Here is an 18,596-nt window from a genome sequence, read left to right as displayed (position 1 = left end):
GGTGGCTCGGTGCCAGTGGTCATGCCGGGTCGGTGTCCGACCGTGACCGGGAGGCGCCCGGCTCGGTCCGCGCCGGGCGCTGAAGCAGCGGGGCCGCCGTCGCCAGGAGGGCGATGCCCAGGGCCACCAGGACGAGCCGGTGGCCGGTCAGCTCGACCAGGGCCGCCCCGGCGGCCAGGCCGATCACGTTCGGGGCGTACACCAGCGTGTTGGCCGTGGCGGTGGCGCGGCCCAGCAGTGGGCCGGGGGTCTCGCGTTGCACCGAGGTCAGGGTGGCGATCAGTACCGCGGGCAGGCCCGCGCCGATCGCCGCGCCGCACACCAGCACCAGCGGGTCGGACGGCACCGCCCGCAGGGCCACCGCGACGGCCAGCAGGGCGATGCCGTACGCCGCGAAGCGCCGCTCGCCCAGTCGGCGCAGGGCCGTGCCGGAGATCAGGCCCACCGCGACCGACCCGGCGCCCTGCACGGCGTACAGCACACCGGCGTACGCGGGGGAGTACCCGAGGCCGTCGACGACGGCGTAGACCATTGCCCCGTTCACCCCGGCGCACAGCATGGTCGCGCCGCCCGCCAGGACCAGGGGGCGCAGCGCGGGGTGGGACCAGAGGTGGCGGGCGCCCTCGGCGGTCCGCTTCCGTCGGCTTCCGGTCGGTGGCGCGGGCTTCTGCTCCCGGACCCGCAGCAGCGCGTACAGCCCCGTGGCCAGCACGAACGTCGCCGCGTCCAGGAGGGCGACGCTCGCACCGCCGTATGCCGCGTACAGGCCCGCGCCCGCCAGCGGGGCCAGGAGTTTCATGCCCTCGTTGGCCGTCATGCGCAGGCCGTTGAAGTCGCCGAGCAGGGACGAGTCGACGGCGTCGGTCACGAGCGCAGACTCGGCCGCGTCATGGACGACGCCCGCCGCGCCGTACACGAACAGCACCGCGTACAGCAGCCACAGGTCGCCCGGGGCGTCGATCCTCACGAGGGTGAGCAGGAGGGCGCCCAGGAGCATGTTCACGCCGATCAGCAGCGGCTTGCGGTGGCCCCGGTCGGCGAGGGTGCCCAGCAGCGGACCGGCCAGGGTCGGCAGCCACATGGCGAGCACGCACAGCGCGGCCAGGCCGTCCGAGCCGGTGAGGTCCTTGACCCATACACCGGACGCCAGCCACAGGGCGGAGGTGCCGAAGCCGGAGACCACCACCGAGGAGAGGCAGAGCGCCGCGTCGCGGTCACGCAGGACGAGCACGAGAGGCCAGGTCGACTTGGTCGTCATGCCTGGCCATCGTGGGACTAAGGACCGGGCGGAGGGATCGGGAGGGTGCCCTAGATTCCAGCGTGGGGACAGTGATCGATTCCCAGCGTGGGGACAGTGATCAGTCCCCTTGCGAGGCGAGCATCGCCCCGAGCTTGCCGAGGCCCTGGAGCCAGCCTTCCTCGTGGAGTGCCCGCCGCCGCTCAGTGGCGAAGTCGCCCTGGTCGAGGGTGAGTGCGGACCGTCCGGCGTCGGTGTCGTGCAGCGACAGCGTGACCACCGTCTCCCGGTCCTCGGGGTCGGGGTCCTCCCAGCGGAAGGTGTACGACAGGCCTACCGGGGGATCGACGTCGATGTACTCGCCCACCAGGTGGAACAGCTCGCCCTCCGGGGGCTGCATCGCGATCCGGTAGGCGCCACCGGGGCGGAGGTCGATCTCCACACTCGGGGTGCTGAACCCGTCGGGGCCCCACCAGCGGGCCACTTCCCCGGGGTCGGTCAGCTCTCGGAACACGCGCACGGGCTCACCCGCCAGCTCGCACTCCAGATGCAGTCTCAGCTGGCCGTCCTGTGTCATCACGCACCACCTGCCACCGAAGGTGCCTGGAATAACCCCAATGTGCATTTTATGCTGGCTGACCATGGGCCACGATTCCGTGGCGATGAGTTCCATGGCCCGAGCCGGTCTACCTCCCAGGAACGGAACCAGGAGGAGCAGCCGATGACCGACACGATCCTGGACCTCGGACCGCAGGCAGCGGTCGTGGCGCGCCTGGCCGAAGGCGTCACCGACGAGCAGCTGGCGGATCCGACGCCCTGCCCCGAGTACGCGGTGCGCCATGTGCTGGGACATCTGTTCCACCTCGCCGCCGCCTTCCGTGACGCAGGCCGCAAGGAGCTCGGCGCCACGACCGACACGAACCCGCAGTCCGCGCTCCCGGACATCGGCCCCGGCTGGCGCGAGGAGCTGCCCCAGGTGCTCGGCGAACTGGCCGAGGCCTGGCGCGACCCGGCCGCGTGGACCGGCATGACCCGGGCCGGAGGCCTGGACCTGCCCGGCGAGATCGCGGGCCTCGTCGCCACCGACGAGCTGGTGATCCACGGCTGGGACCTGGCCCGCGCGACCGGCCAGTCCTATGCCCCGGACCCGGCCGCGCTCCAGGTCTGCCGCGACTTCCTCGCGGCGGCCGACGACCCCGGTCGCGGGGAGATCTTCGGCCCCGTCGTGCCCGTGGGGGCGGACGCGGCGCTGCTGGACCGGGCGGTGGGGCTGAGCGGGCGGGAGCCGGGGTGGACGCCCCGGCCGTAGAAAGCGATTTCCCTTTCCTTTGTCGAAAGCATTGACGAACCACACGCGCCCTCCTACCGTCATCGCGTCGTACTTCGTACGTCATATATGAGACGCGATACGCGAGATCCCATACGCGATCCGTCGAGACGCGAGATCCGAGAGGCGCGCATGACCTCTGTGCCCACGCCGATCCCCTCCCGCACGCAGTTCGTGCTGGAAGGGATCAAACACCGCATCCTCACCGGGCAGCTGACGCCCGGGCAGGCGCTGGTCGAGACCGAGCTCGCCGCGCAGTTCGGGGTGTCGAAGACCCCGGTGCGCGAGGCGCTCAAGACCCTCGCCGGGACCGGGCTGGTCGTGATGAGCCAGTACAAGGGCGTCACGGTGCGCCTGGTCGACGCGGACATGGCGCGCGAGGTCTACGACGTACGGCTGCTGCTGGAGCCCGAGGCGCTGAAGCGCGCCGTGCAGCGCGGGGCCTCCCTGGACGCCGCCCGCGATGCGCTGACCAGGGCCGACGCGGCCATCGACACCGCCGAACGCTCCCTCGCCAACCGGGAGTTCCACCGTGCCCTGTACCTGCCCTGCGGCAACCCGCTGCTCGGCCGGATGCTCGACGAGGTCCGCGACCAGGCCGCGCTGGTCTCCGCCGTCGCCTGGGCCGCCTCGCCGTCCTGGGAGCGGGAGGCCGGCGAGCACCGCGAGATCCTCCGGCTCGCCCTCGACGGCGACGCCGACGGCGCGGCCCGCGCCCTCCACTCCCACATCGCGTCCTTCGTACGGCGTGCTTTCCCCGAGGCAGGACTGGAACAGGAAGGTCAGCAATGAGCAGCGTGGCGTTCGAGACCCAGCGGGCGGCCCTGGCCGACGTGGTGGCGATCCCGGTGACCCCGTTCGCCGAGGACGGCTCCGTCGCCGAGGACACCTACCGGGCCCTGCTGCGCCGTCTGCTCGACGGCGGCATCACGACCCTCACCCCGAACGGCAACACCGGCGAGTTCTACGCCCTGACCCCCGAAGAGCGCCGTCTGGTCACCGAGCTGACCATGGACGAGGCCGGGGACCGGGCCGTCGTCCTGGTCGGCGTCGGGCATGACGTCCCGACCGCCATCGCCTCCGCCCGGCACGCCCGTGAACTCGGCGCCCAGATGGTGATGGTCCACCAGCCCGTCCACCCCTACGTCTCCCAGTCCGGCTGGGTGGACTACCACCGGGCCATCGCCGAGGCCGTGCCCGAGCTGGGCGTCGTCCCGTACGTCCGCAACCCGCAGCTCACCGGTGCCCGGCTCGCCGAACTCGCCGACGCCTGCCCGAACGTCATCGGCGTGAAGTACGCCGTACCGGACGCCGCCAGGTTCGCCGCCTTCGCCCGGGACGCCGGGCTGGAGCGCTTCGTGTGGGTGGCGGGCCTCGCCGAGCCGTACGCCCCCTCCTACTTCTCCGCGGGCGCCACCGGCTTCACCTCGGGGCTCGTCAACGTCGCCCCCGCCGTCTCCCTGAACATGATCGAGGCACTGCGCTCCGGCGACTACCCGGCCGCCATGAAGGTCTGGGAGCAGATCCGCCGCTTCGAGGAACTGCGCGCCGACAGCGGCTCCGCCAACAACGTCACCGTCGTCAAGGAGGCCCTCGCCTCCCTCGGACTGTGCCGCCGCGAGGTCCGGCCGCCGAGCAAGCCGCTCCCGGAGAGCGAGCGCGCCGAGGTCGCCGCCATCGCCGCGGGGTGGTCGATATGACCGGCAGACTGCGCCCCGAGGACCTCAGGAGCCATCAGTGGTACGGCGCCGAGGGCCAGCTGCGCACCTGGTCGCACAACGCCCGGATGCGCCAGCTCGGTTACGAGGCGGAGGAGTACCGGGGCCGCCCGGTGATCGCCGTCCTGAACACCTGGTCCGACATCAATCCCTGCCACGTCCATCTGCGCGAGCGCGCCGAGGCCGTCAAGCGCGGGGTGTGGCAGGCCGGCGGCTTCCCGCTGGAGTTCCCGGTCGCCACCCTCTCCGAGACGTACCAGAAGCCGACCCCGATGCTCTACCGCAACCTGCTCGCGATGGAGACGGAGGAACTGCTGCGGTCGTACCCGATCGACGCGGCGGTGCTGCTCGGCGGCTGCGACAAGTCGACGCCGGCGCTGCTCATGGGCGCTGCCTCGGCCGACGTACCGGCGATCTTCGTGCCGGCGGGGCCGATGCTGCCGGGCCACTGGCGCGGTGAGACCCTCGGGTCCGGCACCGACATGTGGAAGTACTGGGACGAGCACCGCGCGGGCAACCTGACCGACTGCGAACTGCGTGAGCTGCAGGGCGGGCTGGCGCGTTCACCCGGTCACTGCATGACCATGGGGACCGCGTCGACGATGACCGCGGCGGCGGAAGCCCTCGGTATGACGCTGCCGGGCGCCTCCTCGATCCCGGCCGTCGACTCCGGGCACGAGCGGATGGCCGCCGCCTCCGGGCGCCGTGCCGTGGAACTCGCCTGGACCGCGCTCAAGCCGTCCATGATCCTCACCCGCGAGGCCTTCGAGGACGCCGTCACCACGGTGCTCGGGCTCGGCGGCTCCACCAACGCCGTCATCCATCTGATCGCGATGGCGGGGCGCTGCCAGGTCGAGCTCACCCTCGACGACTTCGACCGCGTCGCCCGCACCGTGCCGGTGCTCGCCAACGTCCGGCCCGGCGGACAGACGTACCTCATGGAGGACTTCCACTTCGCCGGCGGTCTGCCCGCCTTCCTCTCGCGGATCACCGACCTGCTGCACCTGGACCGGCCCACCGTCAACGGAACCCTGGGAGAGCAGATCGGGGACGCCGTCGTCCACGACGACGACGTCATCCGCTCCCGCGAGAACCCGGTCGCCGCCGAGGGCGGAGTCGCCGTGCTGCGCGGCAACCTCTGCCCGGACGGTGCCGTCATCAAGCACATCGCGGCCGAGCGGCACCTGCTCAAGCACACCGGCCCCGCCGTCGTCTTCGACGACTACAAGACGATGCAGCGCACGATCAACGACCCCGAGCTGGGCATCACCGCCGACAGCGTCCTCGTGCTGCGGGGCGCCGGACCCAAGGGTGGCCCGGGCATGCCCGAGTACGGCATGCTCCCCATCCCCGACCACCTGCTCAAGCAGGGCGTGCGGGACATGGTCCGCATCTCCGACGCCCGGATGAGCGGCACGAGTTACGGCGCCTGCGCGCTCCACGTGGCCCCCGAGTCGTACATCGGCGGACCGCTCGCCCTCGTCCGCACGGGTGACATGATCACGCTCGACGTCGAGGCCCGCACCCTCCATCTCAACGTGGACGACGAGGAGCTGGAGCGGCGCAGGGCGGACTGGACACCGCCGCCCACCCGGTACGAGCGCGGCTATGGCGCGCTCTACAACGAGCAGATCACGCAGGCCGACACGGGCTGCGACTTCGAGTTCCTGGCCCGCCCGGGCAAGGTGCAGGACCCGTACGCGGGCTGATTCGGCCCACCCCGGGGGCGCGGGGAACTGCGCGATCGACCACCACGCCCCCGCAGCCGCCACGAAACCGCAAGAGGCACTCCGCACCGCGAGATCCAGGCGGACACCGGCACATCGAGAAAGCGCTTCCTGATCCACAAAGCAAGCCGTACCGAGATCGGAGACCCTGTCATGGCCCAAGCCGCAGCCGTGGCGAAACCGCCCGCGCCACCCCGGCGGCGCCGGGCCTCCGCCACGCCGCGCAGGCTCCCGTACCTGCTGATCGCCCCGGCCGCCCTGCTCATGCTGGGCTTCATCGCCTACCCGGTCATCAGCGTCTTCTACTACAGCCTGCAGAACTACAACCCCACCAAGCCGTGGCGTAACGGCTACGCGGGCTTCGACAACTTCGTCCACGCCTTCACCAAGGACCCGATCTTCTGGGACACCTTGGTCTTCAGCGCCAAGTGGGTCGTCGTCGAGGTCGGACTCCAGCTGCTGTTCGGACTCGCCCTGGCCCTCATCGTCAACCAGACCTTCGTGGGCCGGGGCCTGGGACGCGCCCTGGTCTTCTCCCCGTGGGCCGTCTCCGGCGTGCTGACCTCCGCGATCTGGGTGCTGCTCTACAACTCCCAGACGGGCATCACCCGTTACCTCGCGGACATGGGCATCGGCTCCTACGGCACGAGCTGGCTGTCGGACACCTCCACGGTGTTCCCGGCGGCGGTCGTCGCCGACCTGTGGCGCGGGGTGCCCTTCTTCGCGATCCTCATCCTCGCCGACCTCCAGTCCGTCTCGAAGGATCTGTACGAGGCCGCCGAGGTCGACGGGGCCAGCCGTATCAAGCAGTTCTGGCACATCACGCTGCCGCATCTGAAGGACGCCATCATCCTGTCCACGCTGCTGCGCGCGGTGTGGGAGTTCAACAACGTCGACCTGCTCTACACACTGACCGGCGGCGGCCCGGCGGGGGAGACCACGACCCTCCCGCTGTACATCGCCAACACCTCGGTCGACGCCCACAACTTCGGCTACGCGTCCGCCCTGACCACGGTCGCGTTCGTGATCCTGCTCTTCTGTTCGATGGTCTATCTGCGGCTGAGCAAGTTCGGAGGCGACAACAAGTGAGCGTCAAGGAAGCCACCAAGGCGGCGCCCGCTCCCGCGCGCGCCACCCCCGAACCGCCGCGGCCCACGAAGAGGAAGCGCGCCTGGGACGAGGCCCCCCGCTGGCAGGTCTATCTGCCCCTGGGGATCTACCTGGTCTTCACCCTCATCCCCTTCTACTGGATCCTGCTCTTCTCGCTGCGCCCGGCCGGCTCGACCTCTCTCGTGCCCTGGCCGATGACCTTCGACCACTTCGAGAAGGTCTGGACGGACCGCAGTTTCGGCACCTACTTCACCAACAGCGTGCTCGTCGGCGTCGCCACCCTGCTGATGACGACGCTCGTCGCGCTGGCCGGCGGCTACGCCCTAGCCCGGTTCGACTTCAAGATCAAGCGGGCGTTCATGCTGGCGCTGCTGTGCTCACAGTTCGTGCCGGGCGCCCTGCTGCTGGTGCCGCTCTTCGAGATCTTCGCCGAACTGCAGATGATCAACTCGCTGGGCAGTGTCATCCTCGCCGAGACGGTCTTCCAGCTGCCGCTGTCGATGATCCTGATCAGCAACTTCATCAAGAACGTGCCGTACTCCCTGGAGGAGGCGGCCTGGGTGGACGGCTGCAACCGCATGACGGCCTTCCGGATCGTGGTGCTGCCGCTGCTGCGGCCCGGCCTGATCGCCGTCGGCTCGTTCGCCTTCGTCCACTCCTGGAACCACTTCCTGTTCGCCCTGATGTTCCTGAACAACCAGGACAAGCAGACGATCCCCGTCGGCCTCAACTCCCTGATGAGCGCGGACAGCGTCGACCTGGGCGCCCTCGCGGCGGGCGGCATCATCGCGGCCGTCCCGGTCGTGATCGTGTTCGCCTTCATCCAGAAGTGGCTGATCACCGGGTTCAGCGCGGGGGCGGTGAAGGGATGAGAGGCAGACAACTCGCCGTCGCCGCAGGGCTGCTGGCGCTGCTGTGCGTCCCCGCGCACGCCGAGGACCGGGACATCGGCCGCGACACCCTGCCCGCGCACGACGGCTGGGCCGCCGAGGGCGCGGGCACCACCGGAGGCGCCGCCGCAGACGCCGAGCACGTCTTCACCGTCACCGACCGGGCCGGACTGGTCCGCGCCCTCGACGGCGGCAGCGACACCCCGAAGATCATCAGGATCGCCGGGACCGTCGACGCCAACACCGACGACGACGGCGACCGTCTGGACTGCTCCGACTACGCCACCGGCGGCTACACCCTGAAGAAGTACCTCAAGGCCTACGACCCCCGCACCTGGGGCTCCGCCAAGCCCAGCGGCCCGCAGGAGGAGGCCCGCCAGGCCTCCGCCGCGAAGCAGGCCGAGCGGATCGTGCTGCCCGTCGGCTCCAACACCACCATCGTCGGACTCGGCGACTCGGCCGTCCTCAAGGGCGCCAGCCTGCAGATCAAGAACGCGGACAACGTCATCGTCCGCAACCTCGAACTGCGCGACGCCTACGACTGCTTCCCCGTCTGGCAGCCCAACACCGGCGGCCTCGGCGACTGGAAGGCGGCCTACGACACGATCTGGCTGACCGGCGCCACCCATGTGTGGGTCGACCACATCACCGCGTCCGACCGGGGCCACCCGGACGCGAAGGAACCCACCTACTTCGCCCGCAACTACCTGCGCCACGACGGACTGCTCGACATCACCAACGGCTCCGACCTCGTGACCGTCTCCTGGAGCCGGTTCGCCGACCACGACAAGGCGATGCTGATCGGCAACGGCGACACGGCGACGAGCGACCGGGGCAAACTCCGGGTCACCCTGCACCACAACGCGTTCAAGTCGGTCGTGCAGCACGCCCCGCGTGTCCGCTTCGGGCAGGTGCACGTCTACAACAACCGGTACGAGATCACCGGCGACGACTACCGCTACTCCCTCGGCGTCTCCACCGAGTCGAGGATCTTCGCCGAGAACAACGCCTTCCACGCCCCCGGCCATGTGGAGGTCGCCGACGTGGTCAAGAGCTGGAACGGCAGCGCCCTGCACCAGAGCGGCACCCTCTGGGGGTCCCCCCGGACGGAGTCTGGGGGAGGCTATCCGGTCGACCTGCTCGCGATCCACAACGCCTACAACTCGGGCAGCGAGCGCGATCTGACCGCCGACGTCGGCTGGACCCCCACCCTGCACGGGCCGATCGACAGCGCGGCGGCGGCCGACCGGGCCGTGGCCCGCGGCGCGGGAGCGGGGAGGATCCGGTGACCGGTCGCATGATCGACGCCATGAGCGAACCCTTGAGCGCCCCCCTGACCACGCCCCTGCCCGTCGTCCTCGCCGGTGCCCGGGGCCACGGCCGCTGGCACGTCGAGAACATCCGCCGGCTCCAGAAGCAGGGCCTCGTACGGCTGGCCGGCGTCTGCGAGCTGACGCCGCTGACCGAGGAGGAACTCGGCGACCTGGGCACGCCCGAGCAGTCCGCCGACTTCGGTGCCCTGCTGGACTCCACCGGCGCGCGGATCGCCGTGATCTGCACACCGATCCAGACCCACACCGACCTGGCGCTCACGGCGGCCGAGCGGGGCGTGCACCTCCTGCTGGAGAAGCCGCCCGCCCCCTCCTACGCGGAGTTCCGCCGCATGGCCGACGGGGTCGCGGCGGCCGGGGTCGTCTGCCAGATCGGCTTCCAGTCGCTGGGCTCGCACGCCCTGCCCGCCATCCGCGAGATGGTCGACCAGGGCGCGATCGGCCGGCTGGTCGGGCTCGGCGGAGCCGGTGCCTGGGTGCGCGACGAGGACTACTTCCGGCGGGCGCCCTGGGCGGGCAAGCGGCGGCTGAACGGCGTCGACGTGATCGACGGGGCGCTGACCAACCCCCTCGCCCACGCCGTCGCCACCGCCCTCGCCCTGGGATGCAGCACCCGCGCCGAGCACGTCAGCGGCATCGAGACCGAACTGCTGCGCGCCAACGCCATCGAGTCCGACGACACCTCCTGCGTCCGGATCAGCACCACGCAGGGCCACCCGGTGACCGTCGCCGCGACGCTGTGCGCCGAGGAGTCGGACGAGCCGTACGTCCTGGTGCACGGCAGCAGCGGCCGGATCACCTTCTGGTACAAGCAGGACCGGGTGCTGCTCCAGCGCGCGGGGCACGGCCCTCAGGAGTCCGAGCACGGCCGTACCGACCTGCTGGAGAACCTCGTCGCGCACCTCACCACCGGCGCCGCCCTGCTGGTCCCGCCGGAGGAGACCGGCGCCTTCATGAAGGTCGTGGAGGCCATCCGCACCTCTCCCGACCCGGCGCCGCTGCCCGACACCGCCTGGCACCGGATCCCCGACGAGAACCGCCGTGTCGTACCCGGCATCGACGGACTCGTCGCGGCCGCCGCCGACACCCTCTCCCTCTACTCCGAGCTGGGCGCCCCCTGGGCGCTGGCCGCGGAGCATCTCTCGAACGAGGTGAGCACCCGATGACCAGCAACGACACCGCGGTCCTGCGCGTCGCGGGCCGGCCGGTCGGCCGGTACGTCACCCGGCCCGAGCTGCCGGTCCGGCTCTCCCCGCGCCCCTATCTGCATCCCGTCACCACCCTGTCCGGTACGGCGGTCACCGAGCTGAGCCCCGCCGACCACGCACACCACCTCGGCGTCGGTGTAGCCGTTCCCGACGTCGAGGGGTTCAACTTCTGGGGCGGGCGCACCTACGTCCGCGACCAGGGCCCGACCGAGCTGGACAACCACGGCTCCCAGCGGCACGTCGCCTTCCAGCTGCGCGACCCGGACGGCTTCGTGGAGGAACTGCGCTGGGTGGCGGCGGCCGGTGAGCTGCTGCGTGAGCGCCGTACGGTCGCGGCCACCGAACTCACCGACCAGGCCTGGGCCCTGGACCTCACCTTCTCCCTCACCAACGTCACCAAGGCCCCGCTGTCGATCGGCAGCCCGGCGACGAACGGGCGCCCGGGCGCTGCCTACGGCGGCTTCTTCTGGCGCGCCCCCAAGGAGGAGGCGCCGCCGGACGTCTTCACCTCCGGCACCGAGGGCGGGACCGAGGCGCACGGCAGGCGCGCCGACTGGCTCGCCCTGTCCGGCTCCGGCTGGACGCTGGTCTTCGCGGGGGCCACCGAGCAGACCCGCCGCGACCCGTGGTTCGTGCGCACCGGGGAGTACCCGGGCGTGGGTTCCTCGCTGGCTCACGACGAGCGGCTGCCGATCCCGCCGGGCGAGACCGTCGTCCGCCGCGTCGTCACCGTCGTCGCCGACGGTCGGCTCGGCCGGGACGCCGCGGCGGCCCTCGTCCGCAAGGCGGTGAGCCCGTGACCACCCAGCCCGCGACCACCCAGACCGTGAGCACTCAGCCCATGACCCCCCGGACCTACCGCAATCCGATCCTCGACGCCGACTGGTCCGACCCGGACGTCGTCCGCGTCGGCGACGACTTCTACCTCACCGCCTCCAGCTTCGGGCGCGCCCCAGGGCTGCCGTTACTCCACTCCCGCGACCTGGTGAACTGGACCCTGGTCGGCCACGCGCTGGACCGTCTCGAACCGGCTGAGGAGTTCGAGAGACCCCGCCACGACTGCGGCGTCTGGGCCCCGTCCCTCCGCTGTCACGACGAACGCTTCTGGATCTTCTGGGGCGACCCCGACCAGGGCATCTTCCAGGTCAACGCCCCCGAGATCAGGGGCCCCTGGACCCGGCCGCACCTGCTGAAGGCCGGCAAGGGCCTGATCGACCCCTGCCCCCTGTGGGACGACGAGACCGGCGAGGCCTATCTGGTGCACGCCTGGGCCAAGTCCCGCTCCGGCGTCAAGAACCGCCTCACCGGGCACCGGATGCGCCCCGACGGCACCGAACTCCTCGACGAGGGCAAGGTGATCGTCGACGCCGACCGCATACCCGGCTGGTTCACCCTCGAAGGCCCCAAGCTCTACCAGCACGACGGCTGGTACTGGATCCTCGCCCCCGCCGGGAGCGTCGAGACCGGTTGGCAGGGCGCCTTCCGCTCGCGCGGCTTCTTCGGGCCGTACGAGGAGAAGATCGTCCTGGAGCAGAAGGACACCGACGTCAACGGCCCCCATCAGGGCGGCTGGGTGCGCACCGCGACCGGCGAGGACTGGTTCCTGCACTTCCAGCAGCGCGGCGCCTACGGCCGGGTCGTGCACCTCCAGCCGATGCGCTGGAGTTCCGACGGCTGGCCGGTGCTCGGGGACGACGGCGCCCCCGTCTCCGTACACGCGATGCCCGACCTGCCGCCGCAGCCGCCCGCGGCGCCCGCCACCGACGACGACTTCCCCGGCGGACGGTACGGCCGTCAGTGGCAGTGGACGGCCAACCCGGGCGACGGCTGGGCCACCCAGCACTCCGCGGACGGGCTCAGGCTGGCCTGCGTCCGCTCGGCCGACGCCCACGACCTGCGCAAGCTGCCCAGTGTGCTCACCCAGCGGCTGCCGGGCGCGCCCAGCACCGTCGAGGTGGAGCTGCGGCTCGACAGTGACGAGCCCGGGGCGCGGGCCGGACTCGCGGTCCTCGGGGACGCGTTCGGCTGGATCGGACTCCAGCGGGGCACGGACGGCACCGCGCACCTGGTGCACCGGTTCGCCGAGGCGGTCGCGGAGGCCGAGCGCGACGCGGCCCACCCGCGGCTCGCGCCCGAGGGCCGGGCCCGGCTGCGCATCGAGATCGGCGCGGACGCGCGCTGCCATTTCTCGGCCGACACCGGCGACGGCTTCCGGCCCTCGGGCCCGGTCTTCGCCGCCACCCCGTGGCGCTGGGTCGGCGCCCTGCTCGGCCTGTTCGCCCTCGCGCCCACCGGTCAGGGACACGCCGGCGCGGCCAGCTTCACCCGGTTCCGGATCAGCCCCTCGTAACGCACCTGTCGTCGTACGCCTGTTGGGAGCCGCAATGACGCACTTCCGTAGCAAGCGCTTGTCGAGACCCGGGACCGGGCACGGCAAGGTCGTGGCCACCGTGCTCGGCCTCGTCGCCGCGCTGAGCCTCGGGGCGATGGGGGAGGCCCAGGCGGCCCCGCCGTCGAGGACCGGGCCCGCCGCGGACCGCTGGACCGACCGGCCCCACGGCTTCGCCTCCCTCGCCGGCGGCACCAGCGGCGGCGCGGGCGGCAAGGTCGTCACCGTCACCGACCAGGCCGCGCTCGCGAAGTACGCGGCGGCCGAGGAGCCCTACGTCATCCGCGTCAAGGGCGCCCTGGAGATGGACCCGTTCGGCACGGAGATACCCGTCGCCTCGGACAAGACCATCATCGGCGTCAGCGACACCGCCGAGATCGTGCACGGCGGCTTCACCCTCGACCCCGGCACGCACAACGTCATCATCCGCAACCTCACCATCCGCGACACCGCCATCGAGGGCAACTGGGACTGCAAGGACACCGACTACGACGGCATCCGCCTCGACACCGCCCACCATGTGTGGATCGACCACATACGGTTCTCGCGGATCTGCGACGGCCAGCTCGACATCCGCAAGGACAGCGAGTACGTCACCGTCTCCTACAACCAGTTCACCGACAACAACAAGACCTTCGGCATCGGCTGGACCCCCGACGTCAAGACGCAGATCACCGTCGACCACAACTGGTTCCGCGGCACCAAGCAGCGCAACCCGTCCGCCGACAACTGCGCCTACGCGCACCTCTACAACAACTACCTGTCCGCGCAGCTCTCCGACGGCGACCCCGTGTGGACGTACGGGAACTGGTCGCGCGGCCGGACGAAGATGGTCATCGAGAACAGCTTCTACGACGGTGTCCAGCACCCCTACCAGGCCGACGCCACCGCCGAGCTGGTGCAGCGCGGCTCGATCCTGCGGAACACGACGGGCCGCCACGACGCGTGGGGCACGGCCTTCGACCCCCGCGCGTTCTACGCCTACCGGCTCGACCCGGCCGTCGCCGTGCCCGCGCTGGTGAAGCGGTTCTCGGGGCCGCAGAAGCGGATCGGCGGCCCGGTCGTGCTCAACGTACCGGCCGATCACCCGACCGTGCAGTCCGCCGTGGACGCCGTGCCCGACGGCAACGACTCCCCGGTGACGATCGCCGTCGCCCCCGGCACCTACCGCGAGAAGGTGTACATCCCGGCGAGCAAGCCGCACGTCGAGCTGCGCGGGACCGGGCGCGACCGCTCCGACACCGTCATCGTCTTCGATACGCCCGCCGCGCAAGGGGGTTCGACGGGGAGCGCCACCGTCCGGATCGCCGCGAACGACGTCACCGCGCGCAACCTCACCTTCAGCAACGACTTCGACGAGGCCGCGCACGAGCTCAACGGCGAGCAGGCGCTGGCGATGAAGACGACCGGCGACCGGATCGTCTTCCAGGACACGGCCTTCCTGGGCAACCAGGACACGCTGATGACCGACAGCCCCAAGCTGACCACCGTCAGCCGGGTCTACATCCGCGACTCCTACATCGAGGGCGACGTCGACTTCGTCTACGGCCGGGCCACGACGGTGATCGAACGGTCGGTGATCCGGGCGCTGAGCCGCGGCTCGGACACGAACAACGGTTACATCACCGCCGCCTCGACGTGGACGGGAAACCCGTACGGGTTCCTGATCAGCCGGTCGAGGATCGTGAGTGACGCGCCCGCCGGGACCTTCCATCTCGGACGCCCCTGGCATCCGGGCGGCGAGCCGGACGCCGTCGCCCAGGTGCTGATCCGGGACACCGAGCTGCCCGCGGCGGTCAAGTCGTCGCCGTGGACCGACATGAGCGGGTTCTCGTGGAAGGACGCGCGGTTCACCGAGTACCGCAACCACGGACCCGGGGCGGGCGTGACGGCGGACCGGCCGCAGATGAGCGACGCCGCCGCGCGGACCCACACCGTCGCGCACTACCTCAAGGGCACGGACGACTGGGCTCCGCACGCCCGCCACCACTGACCCCCACACCTTCGCAGCACGTATCCACAGCCAGTTGGATCCAGAAGAAGAGAGCCGACCAATGAAGATCAGCATTCGCAGAAGCAGGCGCGCCGCCACGGCCGTCGCCCTGGGTGCCGCGCTCGCCCTGACCGTCACCGCCTGCGGCGACGACGGCAGCGGTGCGAGCGGTGACAAGGGGTCCGAGGGCAGCGGCAAGGGCGAGATCGTCTTCTGGGACAACAACGGCGGTGTCCGGACCGAGATCTGGAAGAAGATCATCGCCGACTTCGAGAAGGCCAACCCGGACATCAAGGTCGAGTACGTCGGCATCGCCTCCACCGAGTACCAGTCCAAGGTCGACACCGCCATCCAGGGCGGCGGCCTGCCGGACGTCGGCGGTGTCGGTGCGGCGATGCTCGCCGGGTTCGCCGCGCAGGGCGCGCTGGAGCCGCTGGACGAGCGGCTCGGCGAGTCCTCGCTGAACGGCAAGCTCAACAAGGACATGGTCGAGTCGCTGAAGGCGGCCGGCGGCGGCGACGACAAGCTGTACTCGATCCCGACCTCCGCGAACAACGGTGTGCTGTACTACCGCACCGACCTGTTCGAGAAGGCCGGCCTGGAGGAGCCCACGACGTGGGAGCGGTTCTACGAGGCCGCGGACAAGCTCACGAACGCGGGCAAGAACGAGTTCGGCTACACCATTCGCGGTGGCTCCGGGTCCATCGCCCAGGCGCTGGACGCCATGTACGGGCAGTCCGGGATCACGTCGTTCTGGGACGCCGGCGGTGACAAGACCACGGTCAACGACCCGAAGAACGTGGCGGCGCTGGAGAAGTACGCGGCGCTGTACAAGAAGGTCACCCCGGCGGCCGACCTCAACAACGACTTCACGAAGATGGTCGCGCAGTGGGACTCCGGCACGATCGGCATGCTGAACCACAACCTCGGGTCGTACCAGGACCATGTGAAGGCGCTGGGGGTCGAGAAGTTCCGCGGTATTCCGCAGCCGGTGGGTGCGGGCGGTAAGCGGGTGCAGGTGTCCAACCCCGTGGACGGTCTTGGGCTGTTCAAGAGCGGCAAGAACAAGGAAGCGGCCTGGAAGTTCATCGAGTTCGCCACGTCAAAGGCGGAGAACTCGCGGTTCAACGAGGCGGCGGGGCAGGTGCCGTCGAACACGGATGCGGCGTCGGACGCGTGGATTTCGAAGGCCGAGCCCACGAAGCTGGCCGCTGACGCGTTGTCGGACGGGTCGACGACGATTGTTCAGCTGCCGTACTACCTGCCTGACTGGAACACGATTTCCAAGGCTGACAATGAGCCGAACTTCCAGAAGGTGCTGCTCGGGAAGATGAGTGCGAAGGAATTTCTGGACACGATGGCTGAGCAGTTGAACGCTGCTCAGGAGGAGTGGGACCAGCAGAACGGTTAGTTTTCTGGGTTTCGCCGTGGGGCGGCCTGTGGTGTGCAGGCTGCGGGCCGTCCCTGGCTTGTCGCGCAGTTCCCCGCGCCCCCAAGACGAAAAGGGAGTTGGTATTGGTGTCTCTTAGTCGAAGACAGGTTACCGTTGCCGCTGTTGCCTCGGTGTCTCTCGGATTATCCGCCGCTGGTACGGCACAAGCCGGCCATGGTCGACGCAGTCGCACCCTCTATATCGCCGGTGACTCCACCGCCGCCCAGAAATACGCTGCCGCCGCGCCCGAGACCGGGTGGGGAATGGCGTTGCCCTTCTTTCTTCAACGGCCTCTCGCTGTCTCCAATCACGCCGTGAACGGGCGCAGTTCCAAGAGCTTTGTCGATGAAGGCCGGCTCGATGCGATTCTCGATGTGATCGAGCCGGGGGATTTCCTGCTCATCCAGTTCGCTCACAACGACGAGAAGGCGGAGGACCCCACCCGCTACACCGAGCCCTGGTCGACGTATCAGGCCTGTCTGCGGATGTACGTCGACGGTGCCCGGGCCCGTGGGGCGCGGCCGGTGCTGGCCACCTCCGTGGAGCGGCGGCGGTTCGACGCGGCAGGGAAGGCCGTGCCGACGCACGGTGAGTATCCGGCGGCCATGCGGGCGCTCGCCGCCGAGGAGCGGGTGGCGCTGCTGGACGTGCAGGCGCTGTCGCTCGCCCTGTGGCAGGAGCTCGGGGTCGAGGAGACGAAGAAGTACTTCAACTGGACGGCGACCGAGCAGGACAACACGCACTTCAATCCGCCGGGCGCGATCGCCGTGGCCCGGCTGGTGGCACGGGAGCTGCTGCGGGCCCGGGTGCTCGGGCCGCGCGATGTGTGCCGGCTGGAGGCGGAGATCCCGGAGTCCTGGATCAGCTGGCCCGAGGCCGCCGCGTAACACCCCTCGACGCAGAAGGAAGAGAGCCGCACCATGAAGATTCAGAAGTGTCATGATCATGTCATTGGCAGAGCCGCCCTCCTGGTCGGGTGCACAGCGCTCGTGCTGTCCCTGAGCGGTACCACCGCGCAGGCCGGCTCCCGGGACGCGGCCCGCCAGACCCTCGGGACGAACGACGGATGGGGCGCGTACGGCACCGGCACCACGGGCGGTGCCGCCGCCGATGCCGCGCACGTCTACACCGTCACCACCTGGGAACAGTTCAAGGCCGCCCTGAAGGACGGCGGTTCCGCGCCCAGGATCATCAAGGTGCAGGGCATGATCGACGCCGTTTCGCAGGGCTGTGAGGCGTTCGAGGCCGAGGGGTACGACTTCCAGAAGTACCTAGCGGACTACGACCCCGCCGTCTGGGGGCACGACAAGCCGGTCAGCGGTACGCAGGAGGACCTGCGGGCCGCGTCCGCCGCCCAGCAGGACAAGATCATCAAGGCGAGCGTGCCGGCCAACACCACGATCATCGGCGTGGGCAAGAACTCCGGGATCCTCGGCGGCAGCCTCCAGATCAAGGGAGTCGACAACGTCATCGTCCGCAACCTCACCATCGAGGCCCCGGTCGACTGCTTCCCGCAGTGGGACCCGACCGACGACAACAAGACCGGCGCCTGGAACTCCGAGTACGACGGGGTCGTCGTCTACGGCTCCACCCATGTGTGGATCGACCACAACACACTGACGGACGGCCGGTACTCCGACAGTTCCCTGCCGTCCTACTTCGGCAAGACCTACCAGCAGCACGACGGGCTGGCCGACGTCGTACGCGGCTCGAACCACGTGACCGTGTCCTGGAACTCGTTCAAGGACCACGACAAGACCATGCTGATCGGCAACAGCGACAGCGCCACCGCCGACGACACCGGCAAGCTGAAGGTCACGCTGCACCACAACCGCTTCGAGGGCATCGTCGAGCGGGCGCCCCGGGTGCGGTTCGGGCAGGTCGACTCGTACAACAACCACTTCGTGGTCACCAAGGGCCAGAAGTGGGGCTATGTCTACGGCATCGGCAAGGAGTCGCGGCTCGTCGCCGAGCACAACGCGTTCACGCTCGCGCAGGGGATCAGCACGGGGAAGATCCTCAAGAAGTGGAACGAGACGCCGGTCACCGCGAACGCCAACTACGTCAACGGCAAGGCCGTCGACCTGATCGCCGTGCACAACGCGGAGATCCCCGGGGAGACGCTCCAGTCGGGCGCCGGCTGGACGCCGACCCTGCGGGCCGGTGTCGACCCGGCGAAGGCCGTCCCGCGCATCGTCGACGCCGGGGCGGGCGCCGGCCGCGTGTGCTGATCT

Annotated in this window: 16 protein-coding genes; 14 read left to right on the top strand and 2 right to left on the bottom strand. The window is 70.2% G+C overall.

The genetic code is table 11. The features are described from left to right. Positions 1-19: 19 nt before the first annotated feature. Both ACFZBT_RS27550 and ACFZBT_RS27545 read right to left on the bottom strand, forming a co-directional pair. A complete protein-coding gene (locus ACFZBT_RS27550; protein WP_391108633.1) occupies positions 20-1,258 on the bottom strand; it encodes an MFS transporter in 1,239 nt (412 codons plus the stop codon). Positions 1,259-1,358: 100 nt separating this feature from the next. Next, positions 1,359-1,814, bottom strand: coding sequence for an SRPBCC domain-containing protein (locus tag ACFZBT_RS27545; RefSeq protein WP_391108630.1), 456 nt, complete (start codon positions 1,812-1,814; stop codon positions 1,359-1,361). A 144-nt stretch (positions 1,815-1,958) separates the two neighbouring features. Between ACFZBT_RS27545 and ACFZBT_RS27540 the strand changes: the two genes are divergently transcribed. The 14 genes from ACFZBT_RS27540 to ACFZBT_RS27475 all read left to right on the top strand — a co-directional run bounded on the left by ACFZBT_RS27540 (position 1,959) and on the right by ACFZBT_RS27475 (position 18,593). Continuing rightward, the gene (locus ACFZBT_RS27540; protein WP_391108627.1) at positions 1,959-2,546 is read left to right on the top strand and encodes a TIGR03086 family metal-binding protein; all 588 of its coding nucleotides are present in this window, start codon (positions 1,959-1,961) and stop codon (positions 2,544-2,546) included. Positions 2,547-2,696: 150 nt separating this feature from the next. Beyond that, positions 2,697-3,356, top strand: a complete 660-nt coding sequence (locus ACFZBT_RS27535; protein ID WP_391108624.1) for an FCD domain-containing protein — start codon at positions 2,697-2,699, stop codon at positions 3,354-3,356. Then, positions 3,353-4,264, top strand: a complete 912-nt coding sequence (locus ACFZBT_RS27530; RefSeq protein WP_391108621.1) for a dihydrodipicolinate synthase family protein — start codon at positions 3,353-3,355, stop codon at positions 4,262-4,264. The genes ACFZBT_RS27535 and ACFZBT_RS27530 overlap by 4 nt, the downstream gene beginning before the upstream one ends. Next, entirely contained in the window at positions 4,261-5,991 is a 1,731-nt protein-coding gene (gene araD / locus ACFZBT_RS27525) for an L-arabinonate dehydratase (RefSeq protein WP_391108618.1), read from the top strand. Before ACFZBT_RS27530 ends, araD begins: the two co-directional genes overlap by 4 nt. Before the next feature lie 171 nt (positions 5,992-6,162). Next, positions 6,163-7,098: a carbohydrate ABC transporter permease gene (locus ACFZBT_RS27520; RefSeq protein ID WP_382828231.1), complete on the top strand. Its 936-nt coding sequence runs from the start codon at positions 6,163-6,165 to the stop codon at positions 7,096-7,098. Then, the gene (locus ACFZBT_RS27515; protein ID WP_391108613.1) at positions 7,095-7,991 is read left to right on the top strand and encodes an ABC transporter permease subunit; all 897 of its coding nucleotides are present in this window, start codon (positions 7,095-7,097) and stop codon (positions 7,989-7,991) included. Before ACFZBT_RS27520 ends, ACFZBT_RS27515 begins: the two co-directional genes overlap by 4 nt. Beyond that, a complete protein-coding gene (locus ACFZBT_RS27510) occupies positions 7,988-9,298 on the top strand; it encodes a polysaccharide lyase family 1 protein (RefSeq protein ID WP_391108610.1) in 1,311 nt (436 codons plus the stop codon). Before ACFZBT_RS27515 ends, ACFZBT_RS27510 begins: the two co-directional genes overlap by 4 nt. A 20-nt stretch (positions 9,299-9,318) precedes the next feature. Continuing rightward, complete coding sequence (locus tag ACFZBT_RS27505; RefSeq protein ID WP_391108606.1) at positions 9,319-10,506, top strand: Gfo/Idh/MocA family oxidoreductase; 1,188 nt, start codon at positions 9,319-9,321, stop codon at positions 10,504-10,506. Next, on the top strand, positions 10,503-11,348 hold the full coding sequence (locus ACFZBT_RS27500) for a DUF6807 family protein (RefSeq protein WP_391108603.1): 846 nt from the start codon (positions 10,503-10,505) through the stop codon (positions 11,346-11,348). Before ACFZBT_RS27505 ends, ACFZBT_RS27500 begins: the two co-directional genes overlap by 4 nt. A 41-nt stretch (positions 11,349-11,389) precedes the next feature. Continuing rightward, entirely contained in the window at positions 11,390-12,898 is a 1,509-nt protein-coding gene (locus ACFZBT_RS27495; RefSeq protein WP_391108706.1) for a family 43 glycosylhydrolase, read from the top strand. Between the two features lie 34 nt (positions 12,899-12,932). Continuing rightward, the gene (locus tag ACFZBT_RS27490) at positions 12,933-14,930 is read left to right on the top strand and encodes a pectinesterase family protein (RefSeq protein ID WP_391108600.1); all 1,998 of its coding nucleotides are present in this window, start codon (positions 12,933-12,935) and stop codon (positions 14,928-14,930) included. 61 nt (positions 14,931-14,991) lie between these two features. Then, positions 14,992-16,341 carry an extracellular solute-binding protein gene (locus ACFZBT_RS27485; protein WP_391108597.1) on the top strand — a complete coding sequence of 450 codons (1,350 nt, stop codon included), beginning with the start codon at positions 14,992-14,994 and terminating at the stop codon, positions 16,339-16,341. A gap of 107 nt (positions 16,342-16,448) precedes the next feature. Further along, the gene (locus ACFZBT_RS27480; RefSeq protein ID WP_391108594.1) at positions 16,449-17,249 is read left to right on the top strand and encodes a GDSL-type esterase/lipase family protein; all 801 of its coding nucleotides are present in this window, start codon (positions 16,449-16,451) and stop codon (positions 17,247-17,249) included. A 33-nt stretch (positions 17,250-17,282) separates the two neighbouring features. Then, positions 17,283-18,593: a polysaccharide lyase family 1 protein gene (locus tag ACFZBT_RS27475; RefSeq protein ID WP_391108591.1), complete on the top strand. Its 1,311-nt coding sequence runs from the start codon at positions 17,283-17,285 to the stop codon at positions 18,591-18,593. Positions 18,594-18,596 lie beyond the last annotated feature (3 nt).

Source organism: Streptomyces sp. NPDC008137, from assembly GCF_042957035.1.
Classification (GTDB): domain Bacteria; phylum Actinomycetota; class Actinomycetes; order Streptomycetales; family Streptomycetaceae; genus Streptomyces.
This window is presented reverse-complemented; position numbering and strand designations above follow the sequence as displayed.